Origin of the sequence: Dechloromonas hortensis, assembly GCF_009469765.1 — a bacterium.
Lineage (GTDB): Bacteria > Pseudomonadota > Gammaproteobacteria > Burkholderiales > Rhodocyclaceae > Azonexus > Azonexus hortensis.
On the sequence record NZ_SSSQ01000007.1, the window covers coordinates 74,518 to 87,143 of the forward strand.

At 62.4% G+C, this 12,626-nt stretch carries 14 protein-coding genes and 1 tRNA gene; 7 read left to right on the forward strand and 8 right to left on the reverse strand.

Annotated elements, in window-relative coordinates:
- Positions 1-89 precede the first annotated feature (89 nt).
- From GH663_RS12535 to arfB, 5 genes are all read left to right on the forward strand, one after another.
- Entirely contained in the window at positions 90-1,232 is a 1,143-nt protein-coding gene (locus GH663_RS12535; protein ID WP_153132087.1) for a methyltransferase, read from the forward strand.
- An 80-nt stretch (positions 1,233-1,312) separates the two neighbouring features.
- Positions 1,313-1,690, forward strand: a complete 378-nt coding sequence (locus GH663_RS12540) for a COG4315 family predicted lipoprotein (RefSeq protein ID WP_153132088.1) — start codon at positions 1,313-1,315, stop codon at positions 1,688-1,690.
- Positions 1,691-1,699: 9 nt separating this feature from the next.
- Positions 1,700-2,200: an RNA polymerase sigma factor gene (locus tag GH663_RS12545; RefSeq protein ID WP_153132089.1), complete on the forward strand. Its 501-nt coding sequence runs from the start codon at positions 1,700-1,702 to the stop codon at positions 2,198-2,200.
- Positions 2,197-3,000 (forward strand): anti-sigma factor family protein, encoded by an 804-nt coding sequence (locus GH663_RS12550; RefSeq protein ID WP_153132090.1) that lies wholly within the window; start codon positions 2,197-2,199, stop codon positions 2,998-3,000. Before GH663_RS12545 ends, GH663_RS12550 begins: the two co-directional genes overlap by 4 nt.
- Before the next feature lie 32 nt (positions 3,001-3,032).
- On the forward strand, positions 3,033-3,434 hold the full coding sequence (gene arfB, locus GH663_RS12555) for an alternative ribosome rescue aminoacyl-tRNA hydrolase ArfB (RefSeq protein ID WP_153132091.1): 402 nt from the start codon (positions 3,033-3,035) through the stop codon (positions 3,432-3,434).
- Between the two features lie 21 nt (positions 3,435-3,455).
- On the opposite strand, the gene GH663_RS12560 is transcribed toward arfB, so the two are convergent.
- The 8 genes from GH663_RS12560 to rpsU all read right to left on the reverse strand — a co-directional run bounded on the left by GH663_RS12560 (position 3,456) and on the right by rpsU (position 9,156).
- Entirely contained in the window at positions 3,456-3,809 is a 354-nt protein-coding gene (locus GH663_RS12560; protein WP_153132092.1) for a hypothetical protein, read from the reverse strand.
- Between the two features lie 104 nt (positions 3,810-3,913).
- The gene (locus GH663_RS12565) at positions 3,914-4,051 is read right to left on the reverse strand and encodes a hypothetical protein (RefSeq protein ID WP_153132093.1); all 138 of its coding nucleotides are present in this window, start codon (positions 4,049-4,051) and stop codon (positions 3,914-3,916) included.
- Between the two features lie 42 nt (positions 4,052-4,093).
- Positions 4,094-4,345 (reverse strand): transcription initiation factor IIE subunit alpha family protein, encoded by a 252-nt coding sequence (locus GH663_RS12570; RefSeq protein ID WP_066881002.1) that lies wholly within the window; start codon positions 4,343-4,345, stop codon positions 4,094-4,096.
- Between the two features lie 132 nt (positions 4,346-4,477).
- Positions 4,478-4,554: transfer RNA gene (locus GH663_RS12575), tRNA-Ile, on the reverse strand.
- A gap of 7 nt (positions 4,555-4,561) precedes the next feature.
- A complete protein-coding gene (gene rpoD / locus GH663_RS12580; RefSeq protein ID WP_439329174.1) occupies positions 4,562-6,535 on the reverse strand; it encodes an RNA polymerase sigma factor RpoD in 1,974 nt (657 codons plus the stop codon).
- A gap of 46 nt (positions 6,536-6,581) precedes the next feature.
- Complete coding sequence (gene dnaG, locus GH663_RS12585) at positions 6,582-8,321, reverse strand: DNA primase (RefSeq protein ID WP_153132095.1); 1,740 nt, start codon at positions 8,319-8,321, stop codon at positions 6,582-6,584.
- Positions 8,322-8,413: 92 nt separating this feature from the next.
- Positions 8,414-8,860: a GatB/YqeY domain-containing protein gene (locus GH663_RS12590; RefSeq protein ID WP_153132096.1), complete on the reverse strand. Its 447-nt coding sequence runs from the start codon at positions 8,858-8,860 to the stop codon at positions 8,414-8,416.
- Positions 8,861-8,943: 83 nt separating this feature from the next.
- Positions 8,944-9,156 carry a 30S ribosomal protein S21 gene (rpsU, locus tag GH663_RS12595; protein ID WP_011286295.1) on the reverse strand — a complete coding sequence of 71 codons (213 nt, stop codon included), beginning with the start codon at positions 9,154-9,156 and terminating at the stop codon, positions 8,944-8,946.
- Positions 9,157-9,294: 138 nt separating this feature from the next.
- Between rpsU and tsaD the strand changes: the two genes are divergently transcribed.
- On the forward strand, positions 9,295-10,329 hold the full coding sequence (gene tsaD, locus GH663_RS12600) for a tRNA (adenosine(37)-N6)-threonylcarbamoyltransferase complex transferase subunit TsaD (protein WP_153132097.1): 1,035 nt from the start codon (positions 9,295-9,297) through the stop codon (positions 10,327-10,329).
- Between the two features lie 531 nt (positions 10,330-10,860).
- Positions 10,861-12,591: a nitrite reductase gene (locus GH663_RS12605; protein ID WP_153132098.1), complete on the forward strand. Its 1,731-nt coding sequence runs from the start codon at positions 10,861-10,863 to the stop codon at positions 12,589-12,591.
- Positions 12,592-12,626: the final 35 nt, after the last annotated feature.

Below are 12,626 nucleotides of genomic sequence, written 5' to 3' on the forward strand. Positions count from 1 at the left end.
GTCTCGGTGGGCCGATTGTAAAGGCAAAGCGCCGGCTGAAAACGCCGCCGGCCAGTCTTGGCAGCCGGGCTTCTAGCCTACAATGCCGCATGAACTCGACTGCATCCCCCCTCATTAGCTGGCAGGAAGCTGGCCTCGACCACGCGGCCCGCTGGCGCTCCGAAGCCGGCCTGCCGCCGCCCGCCAATGTCGTTATCGCCGATGACACGCTAAAGGCCGATGCCGCCTACCGCCTGGCGGCGCAAGGCACTGCGCTACTCTGGCGCGGCGACTACCAGAATGCCCGCAATCTGCTGCAGGCCATGGCCCGGCGGGCCGAGCGCAAGCCGCGGGCGGGCGCCGAGCAGAAGCCGGCGACGCCGGCCGAAGCTTTCCAGATGCATCGCGCCGCCCAAGGTCGGCGGGCGGCCATTCTCGGCAGCCTGCTGGTGCCGCTGACCGCCGATTACCGCGTGCCGCTGCGTCGCGGCCAGGACGTGGCCGAGGCCTGCCGGGCGGCGCTGGGGCCGGGTGCAGAGGATTCGGTGATTTCGCTGCGCGGCCTGCTCGCCTTGGTCAGCGCCTACGAATGGCGCAAGAAAGGGGCGCTGGTACCGGCGCTGGGAGCGCGTATCCACCCGCATTTCGGCGTCTTTTCGCCGGTCCGCGGCGAATATGTCGATCTGGTCGCCAAGGCGCCGTTGCCGGCCAACTGCAATCTGGCCTTCGATATCGGCACCGGTTCCGGCGTGCTGGCGGCGGTGCTGGCCAAGCGCGGCATCCCGCGCGTCGTGGCGACCGACATGGACTCGCGTGCCCTGGCCTGTGCCGCGGAAAATGCCCAAAATCTCGGGTTGACCGCCGGCATCGAGGTGGTCCGGGCCGATCTCTTTCCGGAAGGCCGGGCCCCGCTCGTCGTCTGCAATCCGCCGTGGCTGCCGGCGCAGCCGAGTTCGCCGGTCGAATATGCGATCTACGATCCGGATTCGCAGATGCTGCGCGGTTTCCTGAGCGGCCTGGCGGCGCATCTGGCGCCGGGTGGCGAGGGCTGGTTGATCATTTCCGACCTCGCCGAACATCTCGGCCTGCGTTCGCGCGCCGAATTGCTCGGCTGGATCGTGGCGGCTGGTCTGAAAGTGCTCGGCCGGCTCGATACCCGGCCGAAACATCCGAAGGCCCAGGATGCCAGCGACCCGCTGCATGCGGCGCGAGCGGCGGAAGTGACCTCGCTGTGGCGATTGGGGGCGGCCTGATTTTTTTGCCGGACAGGGAATAAAGCAGGGGCGTTTGTCGTTCATCTCGGTGCAGCACCTATAACCTGACGGAGACGACCATGAAAACGAACAAACTGATGCTCACCCTGGCCCTGACGGCCGTACTGGCTGCCTGCTCGACAGCCGAAACCCGGCCGGCCATGACGTCCGGTAGCATGCTGACCGGCAGCAACGGCATGACCCTCTATGTTTTCGATAAGGACGAAGCTGGCAGCGGCCAGAGCTGGTGCACCGGGGCGTGCGCCACCAACTGGCCGCCGCTGTTTGCCCCACATGAGGCCATGGCGAGCGGCGATTACAGCGTCATCAAGCGGGGCGACGGCAACAAGCAATGGGCCTACAAGGGCAAGCCGCTGTATTTCTGGAGCAAGGATCAGAAGGTCGGCGATACCACCGGCGACGGCTTCAACAACCTCTGGCACGTCGCCAAGCCCTGATCGCATCAAGTGGATAGCCGCGCGATCCTCGCCGAAATACCGCGCCTGCGCCGCTACGCGCGGGCGATGCTCGGCGACCGCGCAGCGGCGGACGATCTCGTGCAGGACACGCTCGAACGGGCCTGGTGCCGGCTGGCCCAGTGGCGGGTCGGCAGCGATTTGCGGGCCTGGCTGTTCAGCATCATGCACAACCTGCACGTCGATCAGTTGCGCCGGCCATCGCTGCCGACGCATTCGCTGGACGACGCCGGCGACGATGCACCCATCCGGCCGATGCAGAGCGACCAGTTGGAACTGCTTGATCTCGAAGCCGCGTTGAGCCAGTTGCCGGATGAACAGCGCGCCGTGCTGCTGCTCGTCGCGGTCGAAGAGATGAGTTATGCCGAAGTCGCTGCCGCGCTGGAAATTCCGCTGGGCACCGTGATGTCCCGGCTGTCGCGTGGCCGCGAGCGGCTGCGCCAGATCATGGAAGGTCGCCAGCCGGCCGCCAATTTGCGAGTCGTGCGATGAGTCAAGTGTCCGAAACCGATCTCCAGGCCTGGGTCGATGCCCGGCTGGCGCCGCCCCGGCAGCATGAAATCGATGCCTACCTGGCCGAGCATCCCGACCAGGCCGAACGGCTGCGCGCCTATCAGGCGCAGAAGCGGGCCATTAAGGCACTGTTCGATCCGGTGCTCAACGAGGCGCTTCCGGAAAATCTGCACCGCCTGACCGATGCGCCGGCGAGGCCGGCGGTCGACCGCCCGCCAGCGGCATTTTTCAGCCGCTGGTCGCTGCAGCGTCTGGCAGCCGGCGTGCTGGTCGCCCTGCTTGGCGGGGCCGCCGGCTGGCTCGGCCATGCCCAGTACCAGGCAAGCGACCGGCTGGCCCGGCTGGCGCCGCTGCCGCATCAGGCGGCCGTCGCCCACGTCGTCTACAGTCCGGACGTCCGGCGCCCGGTCGAAGTGACGGCTGATCAGGAGGAGCAACTGGTCAAGTGGCTGTCGAAGCGCCTCGGCACACCGGTCAGTCCGCCCAAGCTGGGCGCCGTCGGCTACGAGCTGGTCGGCGGTCGGCTGCTGCCCGGCAACAGCGGGCCGGTCGCTCAGTTCATGTATCAGGACGCCAGCGGCCAGCGCCTGACGCTCTACCTGAGCACCGAGAACGGCGGCAAGGCGGAAACCGGCTTCCGTTTCGCCCGCGAAGGCCAGATCAATGTCTTCTACTGGGTCGAAGGCAAGTTCGGCTATGCGCTGTCGGCCGGCATCGACAAGAATGAACTGGCCAAGGTCGCCACCGCCGTTTACGATCAGCTGGATCGAGCCAAATAGACCGGCCAGCGCCGGCTGCGAAAGAAATCATCATGCCGGGCCTTGTCCTCAACGAAAACGAAGTCGAATTCATCGCCATCCGCGCTCAGGGCGCCGGCGGGCAGAACATCAACAAGGTCTCGAACGCGGTACATCTGCGTTTCGATGTCGCCGCCTCCAGCCTGCCGGAAGAGATCAAGGGCAAGTTGCTGGCGCTGCGCGACCAGCGCATCAGCAGCGACGGCATCGTCGTCATCAAGGCGCAGAAGCACCGCAGCCTGGAGCGGAATCGCGAAGACGGCCTGGTTCGCCTGCGCGAACTGATTGCCAGCGCCGCCTTCGTGGCGCCGCCGCGCCGGCCGACCAAGCCGACGCGCAACTCGCAGCGCAAGCGCGTCGACAGCAAGATCAAGCGCGGGCAGGTCAAGCTGCAGCGCGGCCGGGTCTGCGAATAGCCGGGGCGGGGCGGTGCTGCCTTACTTGCTGATCGGGGCGTCGCGACCGGAGTACTGGTCGCTCATCCGGTAGGGCGCGTCGATGAAGCGAGCTGTCGGTTTGTCGCGACAGAAACGCTCGATGTAAAGCTCGACCGTGCCGCTCGACAAATCGGTCACCTGCTGGGATTGATTGGCATAGTTGTGGCCGCTGAGAAAGCCGCGCGCCCAGGCAACGTATTGCTTGCGCTGTTCCGGATCGTCCTTCGATTTGAACCAGGCCTGGCATGAACTGTCGTCAAAACCGAGTATTTTGAGTGGTGCACCGGCGGCAACACCGCTAGCCAGCAGGCCCAGCAAGATGGTCGCCCCGGCGGCGAGGCATTTTCGCAACATCTGATTCCCCTGTTTGATGCGGGCAGTGATCGGCGCTACGGAGAACGGGCGCCTTCAGCTGCCTGCTTAAGTATAGCGCCGCAAATGCCCGGCCTTGTCGGGCGTCAGCAGAAGGCGATGGCCAACAGGGCGGGATCGTCGAGCAGGTTGAGCAGGGCGTAGGCGGCCAGCCGATTGCCGACGAACCAGACCTGTTCCGAGAGGCTCGCCAGCCGGTTGAGCAGTGGTAGGGCGATGCTCATCAGGGATCGGGCAAAAGAAAGGGCCCCGAAGGGCCCCTTGACCTAGCTCTTGACGCCTGGCTTGCGGCCTGGCGCGGCAGAAGGCATGTAACCCGCGACGCGGCAGAAGATGCCTTCGATCGGGGTGCCGTTCTTGAAGGTGGTCATGCTGCACATGGAGATGGCCTTTTGCGCGGATAGCTCCTGCAGCGAGGCGCGAACCTCGGTCAGGTCAATGCCGGTGCCCTTGGCGATATCCGCGTCGAGCAATTGACCGTGTTTTTTCAGGTGCGAAAGGATGGAGTCTGTGTGCATGTCGAGAGCCTTTAATAAAGATGCCAAATTAGAACTGTCTACCTCGAGTGGTGAAGAGTGTTTCGAAGTGCTCAGATTAAGAAATAAAGCAAAAGGCCAACCCCGGGGGATTGGCCGCAGTGCTTGATTTACTGGTGGGCCCGCACGGACTTGAACCGTGGACCAAAGGATTATGAGTCCTCTGCTCTAACCAACTGAGCTACAGGCCCGGAAAACTTAATTACCGTTAGTGTCGATGAAACTGCGCAATTTGTCGGAACGACTCGGGTGACGCAGCTTGCGCAGCGCCTTCGCTTCGATCTGACGGATGCGTTCGCGGGTGACGTCGAATTGCTTTCCGACTTCTTCCAGCGTGTGATCGGTGTTCATTTCAATACCAAAACGCATGCGCAGGACCTTGGCTTCCCGCGTCGTCAGCGTGTCGAGGATTTCCTTGGTGACGCCGCGCAGGCTGGAGTACATCGCCGCATCGGCCGGCGCCAGCGTCGAGGAATCCTCGATGAAGTCGCCCAGATGCGAGTCGTCGTCGTCGCCGATCGGGGTTTCCATGGAGATCGGCTCCTTGGAAATCTTCATGATCTTGCGGATCTTCTCTTCCGGCATGTCCATCTTCTTGGCCAGCGTTGCCGGATCCGGTTCGGCACCGGTTTCCTGCAGAATCTGGCGGCTGATCCGGTTCATCTTGTTGATCGTTTCGATCATGTGCACCGGGATGCGGATGGTCCGTGCCTGGTCGGCGATGGAGCGGGTGATGGCCTGACGGATCCACCACGTGGCATAGGTCGAGAATTTGTAGCCGCGACGGTATTCGAACTTGTCCACGGCCTTCATCAGGCCGATGTTGCCTTCCTGGATCAGGTCGAGGAACTGCAGGCCGCGGTTGGTGTATTTCTTGGCGATCGAGATGACCAGGCGCAGGTTGGCTTCGGTCATTTCGCGCTTGGCGCGACGGGCCTTGGCTTCGCCGGTGGACATCTGCTTGTTGATGTCCTTGAGGTCCTTCAGCGAGATGCCGATGCGATCCTGCAGGGCGAGCAGCTTCTTCTGCTCTTCCTTGATAGCCGGGCCGTTGCGGGTCAGGATGGCGACGTAGGTCTTGGGGGCGGCGGCGATTTCGCTGTCGGCCCAGTCGAGATTGACTTCGTTGCCCGGGAAGGACTGGATGAAGTGCGGGCGCGGCATCTTGACGCGGTCGACGCAGATCTGCTGGATCTTGCGTTCACAACCGCGCACCTGATCGACCATGCCGCGCACGCTGTCACACAGGCGCTCGATCGAGCGCGAGGTGAAGCGGATGTTCATCAGTTCGTCGGAAATCTCGGCCTGCATCTTGAGGTAGGCCTTGTCGTGCGGGCCCTTGCTGCCGAGCGCCTTCTGCATTTTGACGTGCAGGGCGCGGATGGTCTTGAAGCGCTCCAGCGCGTCGGCCTTCAGTTGCAGCAGGGAAGCGGAAACGGCGCCGGGGCCGCCTTCCTCTTCTTCGGCTTCGTCGGCTTCTTCGTCTTCGTCGGCTTCTTCCGGCAGTTCGGCGGCCGGCGCCTGTTCAACGGCGTTCGGGTCGATCAGGCCATCGACCAGTTCGTCGATGCGCATTTCCTCGTTTTCGACCTTGGTCGCCATTTCGAGGATGTCGTCGATCGTGGTCGGACAGGCGGAAATCGCCTGGACCATGTGTTTGAGGCCTTCTTCGATACGCTTGGCGATCTCGATTTCGCCTTCGCGGGTCAGCAGTTCAACCGTGCCCATTTCGCGCATGTACATGCGGACCGGGTCGGTGGTGCGGCCGAATTCGGAGTCGACGGTGGACAGCGCCTGTTCGGCCTGCGCTTCGACTTCTTCGTCGTCGGTCGCGGCTGCGGCAGTGTCGGACATCAGCAGATCTTCGGCGGCCGGGGCTTCGTCGAAGACCTGGATGCTCATTTCGCTGAAGGTTGAAATGATCGCTTCGATACTTTCCGCATCGACCACGTCGTCCGGCAGGTGGTCGTTGATTTCGGCGTAGGTCAGGTAACCGCGTTCCTTGCCGAGCTTGATCAGGGCTTTCAGGCGTGTCTTGCGCGCTTCGGCGTCAAGCGGTTCCGGAGTTTCTGCTATTGCGCCTTCGAGCAGCGCCTTTTCGGCAGCCTTCTCCTTGGCTTTGCTGGTGCGAGCCTTGGGGGCTTCCTTAGCAGTATCTTTTGCCTTGGCCATGAACACGATCCCTTGAATTGCGGAAAACCTCAAATTCTACCATAACTTAGCTTCGGTTTCCCCGGTTGGTGAGCAGCTGTATGTAGGCCTGCTTTTCGGCGGCGCTCAGTCCGGCGACGCCAAATTGTTGTGCCTTGGCCTGTAGTTCGGCGAAGGCTCTCTTCTGGCCGCCTTCCTGCAGTTTTTCCAGCGTGTCGCGAAACTCGGCCTCAGCCCCTTCTTCGTCAAACGGCAGGGCGAGAAGTTCCGAGGCGGCGTTTTCGATGATGCCTTCTTCCGGCAGGCCGCGCAGTTGTTCGCGCAGCGCGGCGTAACTGCTGGCTTCCTGGCTGGCGCCGACGACCAGGTCGTGCAGGCGGATCAAGGCCGGGCGTTCCGGCGTGTCGGGCAGCAGGTCGATCGGTAGCTGGGCGGCCAGTTTCGGTTTGTGCAGCACGATGCGCAGCAGGTTGCGGGTCAGCGATGGTGCCGTGCGCTTGGCTTTGGGCGGGGCGGCCGGGGCGTAGGATTTCAGTTCGCACAGGCGTTCGACTTCGCTTTGCACGAAACCGCTGGCTTCGGCCAGGCGCTTGACCAGTTGCAGGCGCAACAGCGGCGTCGGCAGTTTGAGTAGCAGCGGCTTGGCTTCGTAGATCAGTTGCGCCTTGCCTTCCGAGCTGGTCAGGTCGCAGCGCTGGGCCAGTTCGCGCAGCAGGAAATCGGACAGCGGCATGGCCTGGGTGACTTGGCGATCGAACTGTTCCTTGCCGAATTCGCGGATGTAACTGTCGGGGTCGTGTTCCTGTGGCAGGAAGATGAAGGCGAGTCGCTTGTTGTCGGCCAGCGCTTCCAGCGAATTTTCCAGGGCGCGCCAGGCGGCCTTGCGGCCGGCGTTGTCGCCGTCGAAGCAGAAGACGACGCGGTCGACCTGGCGCAGCAGTTTGGTGACGTGGGTCGCCGTGGTCGCCGTGCCGAGCGTCGCGACGGCGTTGCCGACCCCGTTCTGGGCCAGCGCGATGACGTCCATGTAGCCTTCAGTGACGATGGCGGTGTCGGTTTCGCGCAAGGCCTGGCGGGCCTGCGGTAGACCGAACAATTCGCGGCCTTTTTCGAACAGCGGCGTTTCCGGCGAATTCAGGTATTTCGGCTCGCCCTGGTCGATGATCCGGCCGCCGAAGGCGATGATGTCGCCTTTCGGGTTGATGATCGGGATCATCAGCCGGTCGCGGAAGCGGTCGTAGCGGCGGCCGGCCTCGTTTTCGATGACCAGGCCGGCGGCCTTCAGTTCGTCGGCGTTGTAATTCGGAAAGACTTCCTGCAGGTTCTGCCAGCCCTCCGGCGCATAACCCATGCCGTAGCGGGCGGCGATTTCGCCGGAGAGGCCACGCTTCTTGCAATACTCGATGGCCTTCGGTGAACGCTTCAGCTGGTCCTTGTAGTACTGCGCGGCGCGCGCCATGACTTCGATCAGTGTTCGCGTCTGGCCCTGTTTTTCATCGTTGAAGCTGCGCCCTTCGCTTTCCGGCACTTGCATGCCGGCGCGAGTGGCCAAGTCCTTGACGGCATCGACAAAACCCAGGCCCTGATATTCCATGACGAAGCTGATCGCCGTGCCATGGGCGCCGCAGCCGAAGCAGTGGTAGAACTGCTTGGTCGGGCTGACCGTGAAGGACGGCGACTTCTCGTTATGGAAGGGGCAGCAGGCGGCGTAGTTGGCGCCGGCCTTCTTCAGCGGCACGTAGCCGTCCACCAGGTCGACGATATCGACCCGGGCTAGCAAATCCTGGATGAACGAATCCGGAATCATCTGGCCGCCATTGCGATACTTTGTCGACTGCGCCTTGCCGTGCTAACGCACTGTCTGCGGCTTGTCTTCGCGTCTCGCAATGTCTTCATGGGTTAACCGGCAAGCGCTGCCTTGACCAGCTTGGAGACTTCCGCCATGTCGGCCTTGCCGGCCAGCGCCGGCTTGAGGACGGCCATCAGCTTGCCCATGTCGGCAGGGCCCTTGGCGCCGGTTTCGGCGACCGCGGCGGCAACGGCAGCGGCGATTTCGTCATTGCCCATTTTTTCCGGCAGGTAGGCGGCGAGGATGGCGATTTCGGCCTTCTCGACGTCGGCCAGGTCCTGGCGGTTGGCGGCTTCGTATTGGGTGACGCTGTCCTTGCGCTGCTTGACCAGCTTTTCGATGACGGCGCCGACGGCGGCATCGTCGAGTTCGACGCGCTCATCGACTTCCTTCTGCTTGACGGCAGCGAGCAGCAGGCGAATGGCGGCCAGCTTGCCGGCTTCCTTGGCCTTCATGGCCGTTTTCATGTCTTCGGTGATGCGTGCTTTGAGGCTCATGGACGTTCTTTTCGAAAATTCAAAGAAAAAAGCCGCCGGCTGTTGAAGGCTGGCGGCTCTTTTGTGCGGCGAAATGTACTGGATTAGTACAGTTTCGGCGGCAGGGTCAGGCTACGGAGGCGCTTGTGCTGGCGTTTGACGGCAGCGGCAGCCTTGCGCTTGCGTTCGGTCGTGGGCTTTTCGTAAAACTCACGGGCACGCAGCTCGGTCAGGAGACCAGTCTTTTCAACCGTGCGCTTGAAGCGGCGGATAGCAACTTCGAACGGCTCATTTTCCTTGACACGAATGTTCGGCATATAAATCACCCCCTTCCGTAAGGCGCCTGCCAGGTCAAGTAAAAGGCAGTGCGCGCAAAATTTTTGTCCGCATGTTTGCGGAGAGCCGAACAGTATATTGCAAAAAACCTTTTTGCCTCAAGTGTTAAAATGCGATCCATGCTGATCCTTGGTATCGAATCTTCCTGCGACGAAACCGGCATTGCGCTCTACGACAGCGAAGCCGGGCTTTTGTCGCACGCTCTCCACTCCCAGGTCGCGATGCACGCCGAGTACGGCGGCGTCGTCCCGGAACTGGCTTCCCGCGACCATATCCGGCGGGTCGTGCCGCTGTTGCGCGAGGCGCTGGGGCAGTCCGGCAAGTCGCTTGACGACGTCGATGCCGTCGCCTACACGCGCGGTCCGGGTTTGTCCGGCGCGCTGCTGGTCGGCTGTGCCTTTGCCGAGGCGCTAGCCCTGGCCATCGACAAGCCGACCATTCCGGTACACCACCTCGAAGGGCATCTGCTGTCGCCGCTGCTGTCGCGCGACCCGCCGACCTTCCCGTTCGTCGCGCTGCTGGTTTCCGGCGGCCATACGCAATTGATGAAGGTGACCGGCGTCGGCGAATACGAACTGCTCGGCGAAACGCTGGACGACGCGGCCGGCGAGGCGTTCGACAAGAGCGCCAAGCTGCTCGGCCTGCCTTATCCGGGCGGCGCCTTGCTGTCGAAGCTGGCCGAAGCGGGCACCCCTGGGGTGTACGAACTACCGCGGCCGATGCTGCATTCCGGCGACCTCAACTTCAGTTTTTCCGGTCTGAAGACGGCGGTGCTGACGCTGGTCCGCGAGCATGCCGACGCCATGACCGACGAATTCAAGGCCAATGCGGCCCGCGCCTTCCAGGAGGCGATGGTCGATGTCCTGCTGAAAAAGGCGCTGAAGGCGATGAAGCAGACCGGCCTGCAGCAACTGGTGGTGGCCGGCGGGGTGGGCGCCAACAAACAGCTGCGGTCGACCCTCGATCTCGAGGCAAAACGCAAACGTTTCCGCGTTTACTACCCGGAGCTGGAGTTCTGTACCGACAACGGCGCGATGATCGCCCTCGCCGGTTGCCTGCGCTTGCAGGCCGGGACGCCGGCCAAGGAAGCCGGCGTCTTTTCCGTGCAGCCGCGCTGGCCCTTGATGGAAATGTCGGTCAGCGGCACCAAGTAGCCCAGAGCGGTACCGCGTTCGAGCGGGCCGTTCGCCTTCTTGCGGCGTTTCGGACAGTTCTTGCACGGCGGTTTGCTGTGGCAGCATTTCTTGCCCATCGCGACTCCTGGATGATGGTGCCTGAGTTCAGAAGTTGTCCGGCAGCGTAGCCAGGATGTCGACATAAGCTTCCCATGGCGCAAGCTCGTCGAACCAGCGATCTATGAAACGCGAAATCATGGTGGCCTCCTGGTTTAAGGCAGGTCGTCCTGACCTGATGACTGCAGTCTAGAGAGCGGTCGACGATTGTTCAAATTGATTGAACAAATACGGCATATCATTTTTGGCTATCGTTCGCCGCGCCTGTGCTGTCACGTTTTGATGACGATATTTGTTACGCCAAATGGCTTTCTTGTCGCTGGTCAAGTTCGCGCCGACGCCCAAGCCGCCTGGCTTCTCGCTCCTTCTCATGCTTGATTTCGATCAAAGCGCAAATCCCCCCGCTTGCGAAAGTGCGCCGCCGTATCAATTTTCAGAGAGGATAAGGGACTCATGATTTCAAGGAATTTCAAGCGTTACCGCCTGGCGGCGCTACCGGCACTGGCCGTGCTTTGCCAGCTGGCTTTTGCCCAGGCGCCGGCCGCGCACAGCGATGGCACGATGCGCGACTATCAGACGGCCGGCGGTTCACCGCTGGCCAACGTCAAGATGCACCAGGACATCAACCCGCTGGCCCCGAAGATGACCGAGGCCGAGTTCGACAAGGCCAAGCGCATCTTCTTCGAGCGCTGCGCCGGCTGTCACGGCGTGCTGCGCAAGGGGGCGACCGGCAAGGCGCTGACCCCGGACATCACGCTCGACAAGGGCCTCGATTACCTGAAGGTCTTCATCAAGTACGGCTCGGCCGGCGGCATGCCGAACTGGGGTACCTCCGGCGTGCTGAGCGACGATGAAGTCGACCTGATGGCCCGCTACATCCAGCAGACGCCGCCGGCGCCGCCGGAGTACGGCCTGAAGGAAATGGAAGCGTCGTGGAAGGTGATCGTGCCGGTCGACCAGCGTCCGAAGAAGAAAATGAACAATCTCAACCTGGAGAACCTGTTCTCGGTGACGCTGCGCGATGCCGGCGAGATTGCGCTGATCGACGGCGACAGCAAGAAGATCGTCAGCATCCTGAACACCGGTTACGCCGTGCATATTTCGCGGATGTCGGCCTCGGGTCGCTACCTGTTCGTGATCGGCCGCGATGCCAAGATCAACCTGATCGACTTGTGGATGGAAAAGCCGGACACCGTCGCCGAAATCAAGGTCGGCATGGAAGCGCGTTCGGTCGAAAGCTCGAAGGCCAAGGGTTACGAGGACAAGTACGCGATCGCAGGCACCTACTGGCCGCCGCAGTTCGTGATCATGGACGGCGACACGCTGAAGCCGCGCAAGATCGTGTCGACCCGCGGCATGACTGTCGGCACGCAGGATTACCATCCGGAACCGCGCGTCGCGGCCATCGTTTCCTCGCACTTCAACCCGGAATTCTTCGTCAATGTGAAGGAAACCGGCATGGTCTATTCGGTCGACTATCGCGACCTGAGCAACCTGAAGATCAAGATGATCGAGGCGGCCCCCTTCCTGCATGACGGTGGTTTCGAATCGTCGCATCGCTATTTCATGGATGCGGCCAATGCCTCGAACAAGATTGCCGTCATCGACACCAAGGACGGCAAGCTGACCAAGTTGGTCGATGTCGGCAAGACGCCGCACCCGGGGCGTGGCGCCAACTTTGTCGATCCCAAGTTCGGCCCGGTCTGGGCGACCGGCCACCTCGGCGACGAGAGCATTTCGCTGATCGGCACCGATCCGAAGAAGCACCCGGACAATGCCTGGAAGGTTGTGCGCACGCTGAAGGGCCTGGGCGGCGGTTCGCTGTTCCTGAAAACGCATCCGAAGTCGAAGAACCTGTGGGTCGATACGACGCTCAATCCGGAACCGGGTGTCAGCCAATCGGTTGCCGTCTGGGACATCAACAACCTGGAGAAGGGCAGCGAGCTGATCCCGATCGGCGAATGGTCCGGCATCAAGGCCGGGCCGAAACGCGTCGTCCAGCCGGAGTACAACAAGGCCGGTGACGAAGTCTGGTTCTCGGTGTGGAACGGCAAGGACCAGGAGTCGGCCATCGTCGTCGTCGATGACAAGACGCGCAAGCTGAAGGCCGTCATCCGCGATCCGAAGCTGGTCACGCCGACCGGCAAGTTCAACGTTTTCAACACGCAGCACGACGTCTACTAAGCCCCGTCCGGGTGCTTAGGCAAAAAGAAGGGGGT

Coding starts and splice junctions, on each gene's coding strand:
- GH663_RS12535 (WP_153132087.1), top strand. CDS start 90: ATGAACTCGACTGCATCCCCCCTCATTAGCTGGCAGGAAGCTGGCCTC.
- GH663_RS12540 (WP_153132088.1), top strand. CDS start 1,313: ATGAAAACGAACAAACTGATGCTCACCCTGGCCCTGACGGCCGTACTG.
- GH663_RS12550 (WP_153132090.1), top strand. CDS start 2,197: ATGAGTCAAGTGTCCGAAACCGATCTCCAGGCCTGGGTCGATGCCCGG.
- arfB (WP_153132091.1), top strand. CDS start 3,033: ATGCCGGGCCTTGTCCTCAACGAAAACGAAGTCGAATTCATCGCCATC.
- GH663_RS12560 (WP_153132092.1), bottom strand. CDS start 3,809: ATGTTGCGAAAATGCCTCGCCGCCGGGGCGACCATCTTGCTGGGCCTG.
- GH663_RS12565 (WP_153132093.1), bottom strand. CDS start 4,051: ATGAGCATCGCCCTACCACTGCTCAACCGGCTGGCGAGCCTCTCGGAA.
- GH663_RS12570 (WP_066881002.1), bottom strand. CDS start 4,345: ATGCACACAGACTCCATCCTTTCGCACCTGAAAAAACACGGTCAATTG.
- rpoD (WP_439329174.1), bottom strand. CDS start 6,535: ATGGCCAAGGCAAAAGATACTGCTAAGGAAGCCCCCAAGGCTCGCACC.
- dnaG (WP_153132095.1), bottom strand. CDS start 8,321: ATGATTCCGGATTCGTTCATCCAGGATTTGCTAGCCCGGGTCGATATC.
- GH663_RS12590 (WP_153132096.1), bottom strand. CDS start 8,860: ATGAGCCTCAAAGCACGCATCACCGAAGACATGAAAACGGCCATGAAG.
- rpsU (WP_011286295.1), bottom strand. CDS start 9,156: ATGCCGAACATTCGTGTCAAGGAAAATGAGCCGTTCGAAGTTGCTATC.
- tsaD (WP_153132097.1), top strand. CDS start 9,295: ATGCTGATCCTTGGTATCGAATCTTCCTGCGACGAAACCGGCATTGCG.
- GH663_RS12605 (WP_153132098.1), top strand. CDS start 10,861: ATGATTTCAAGGAATTTCAAGCGTTACCGCCTGGCGGCGCTACCGGCA.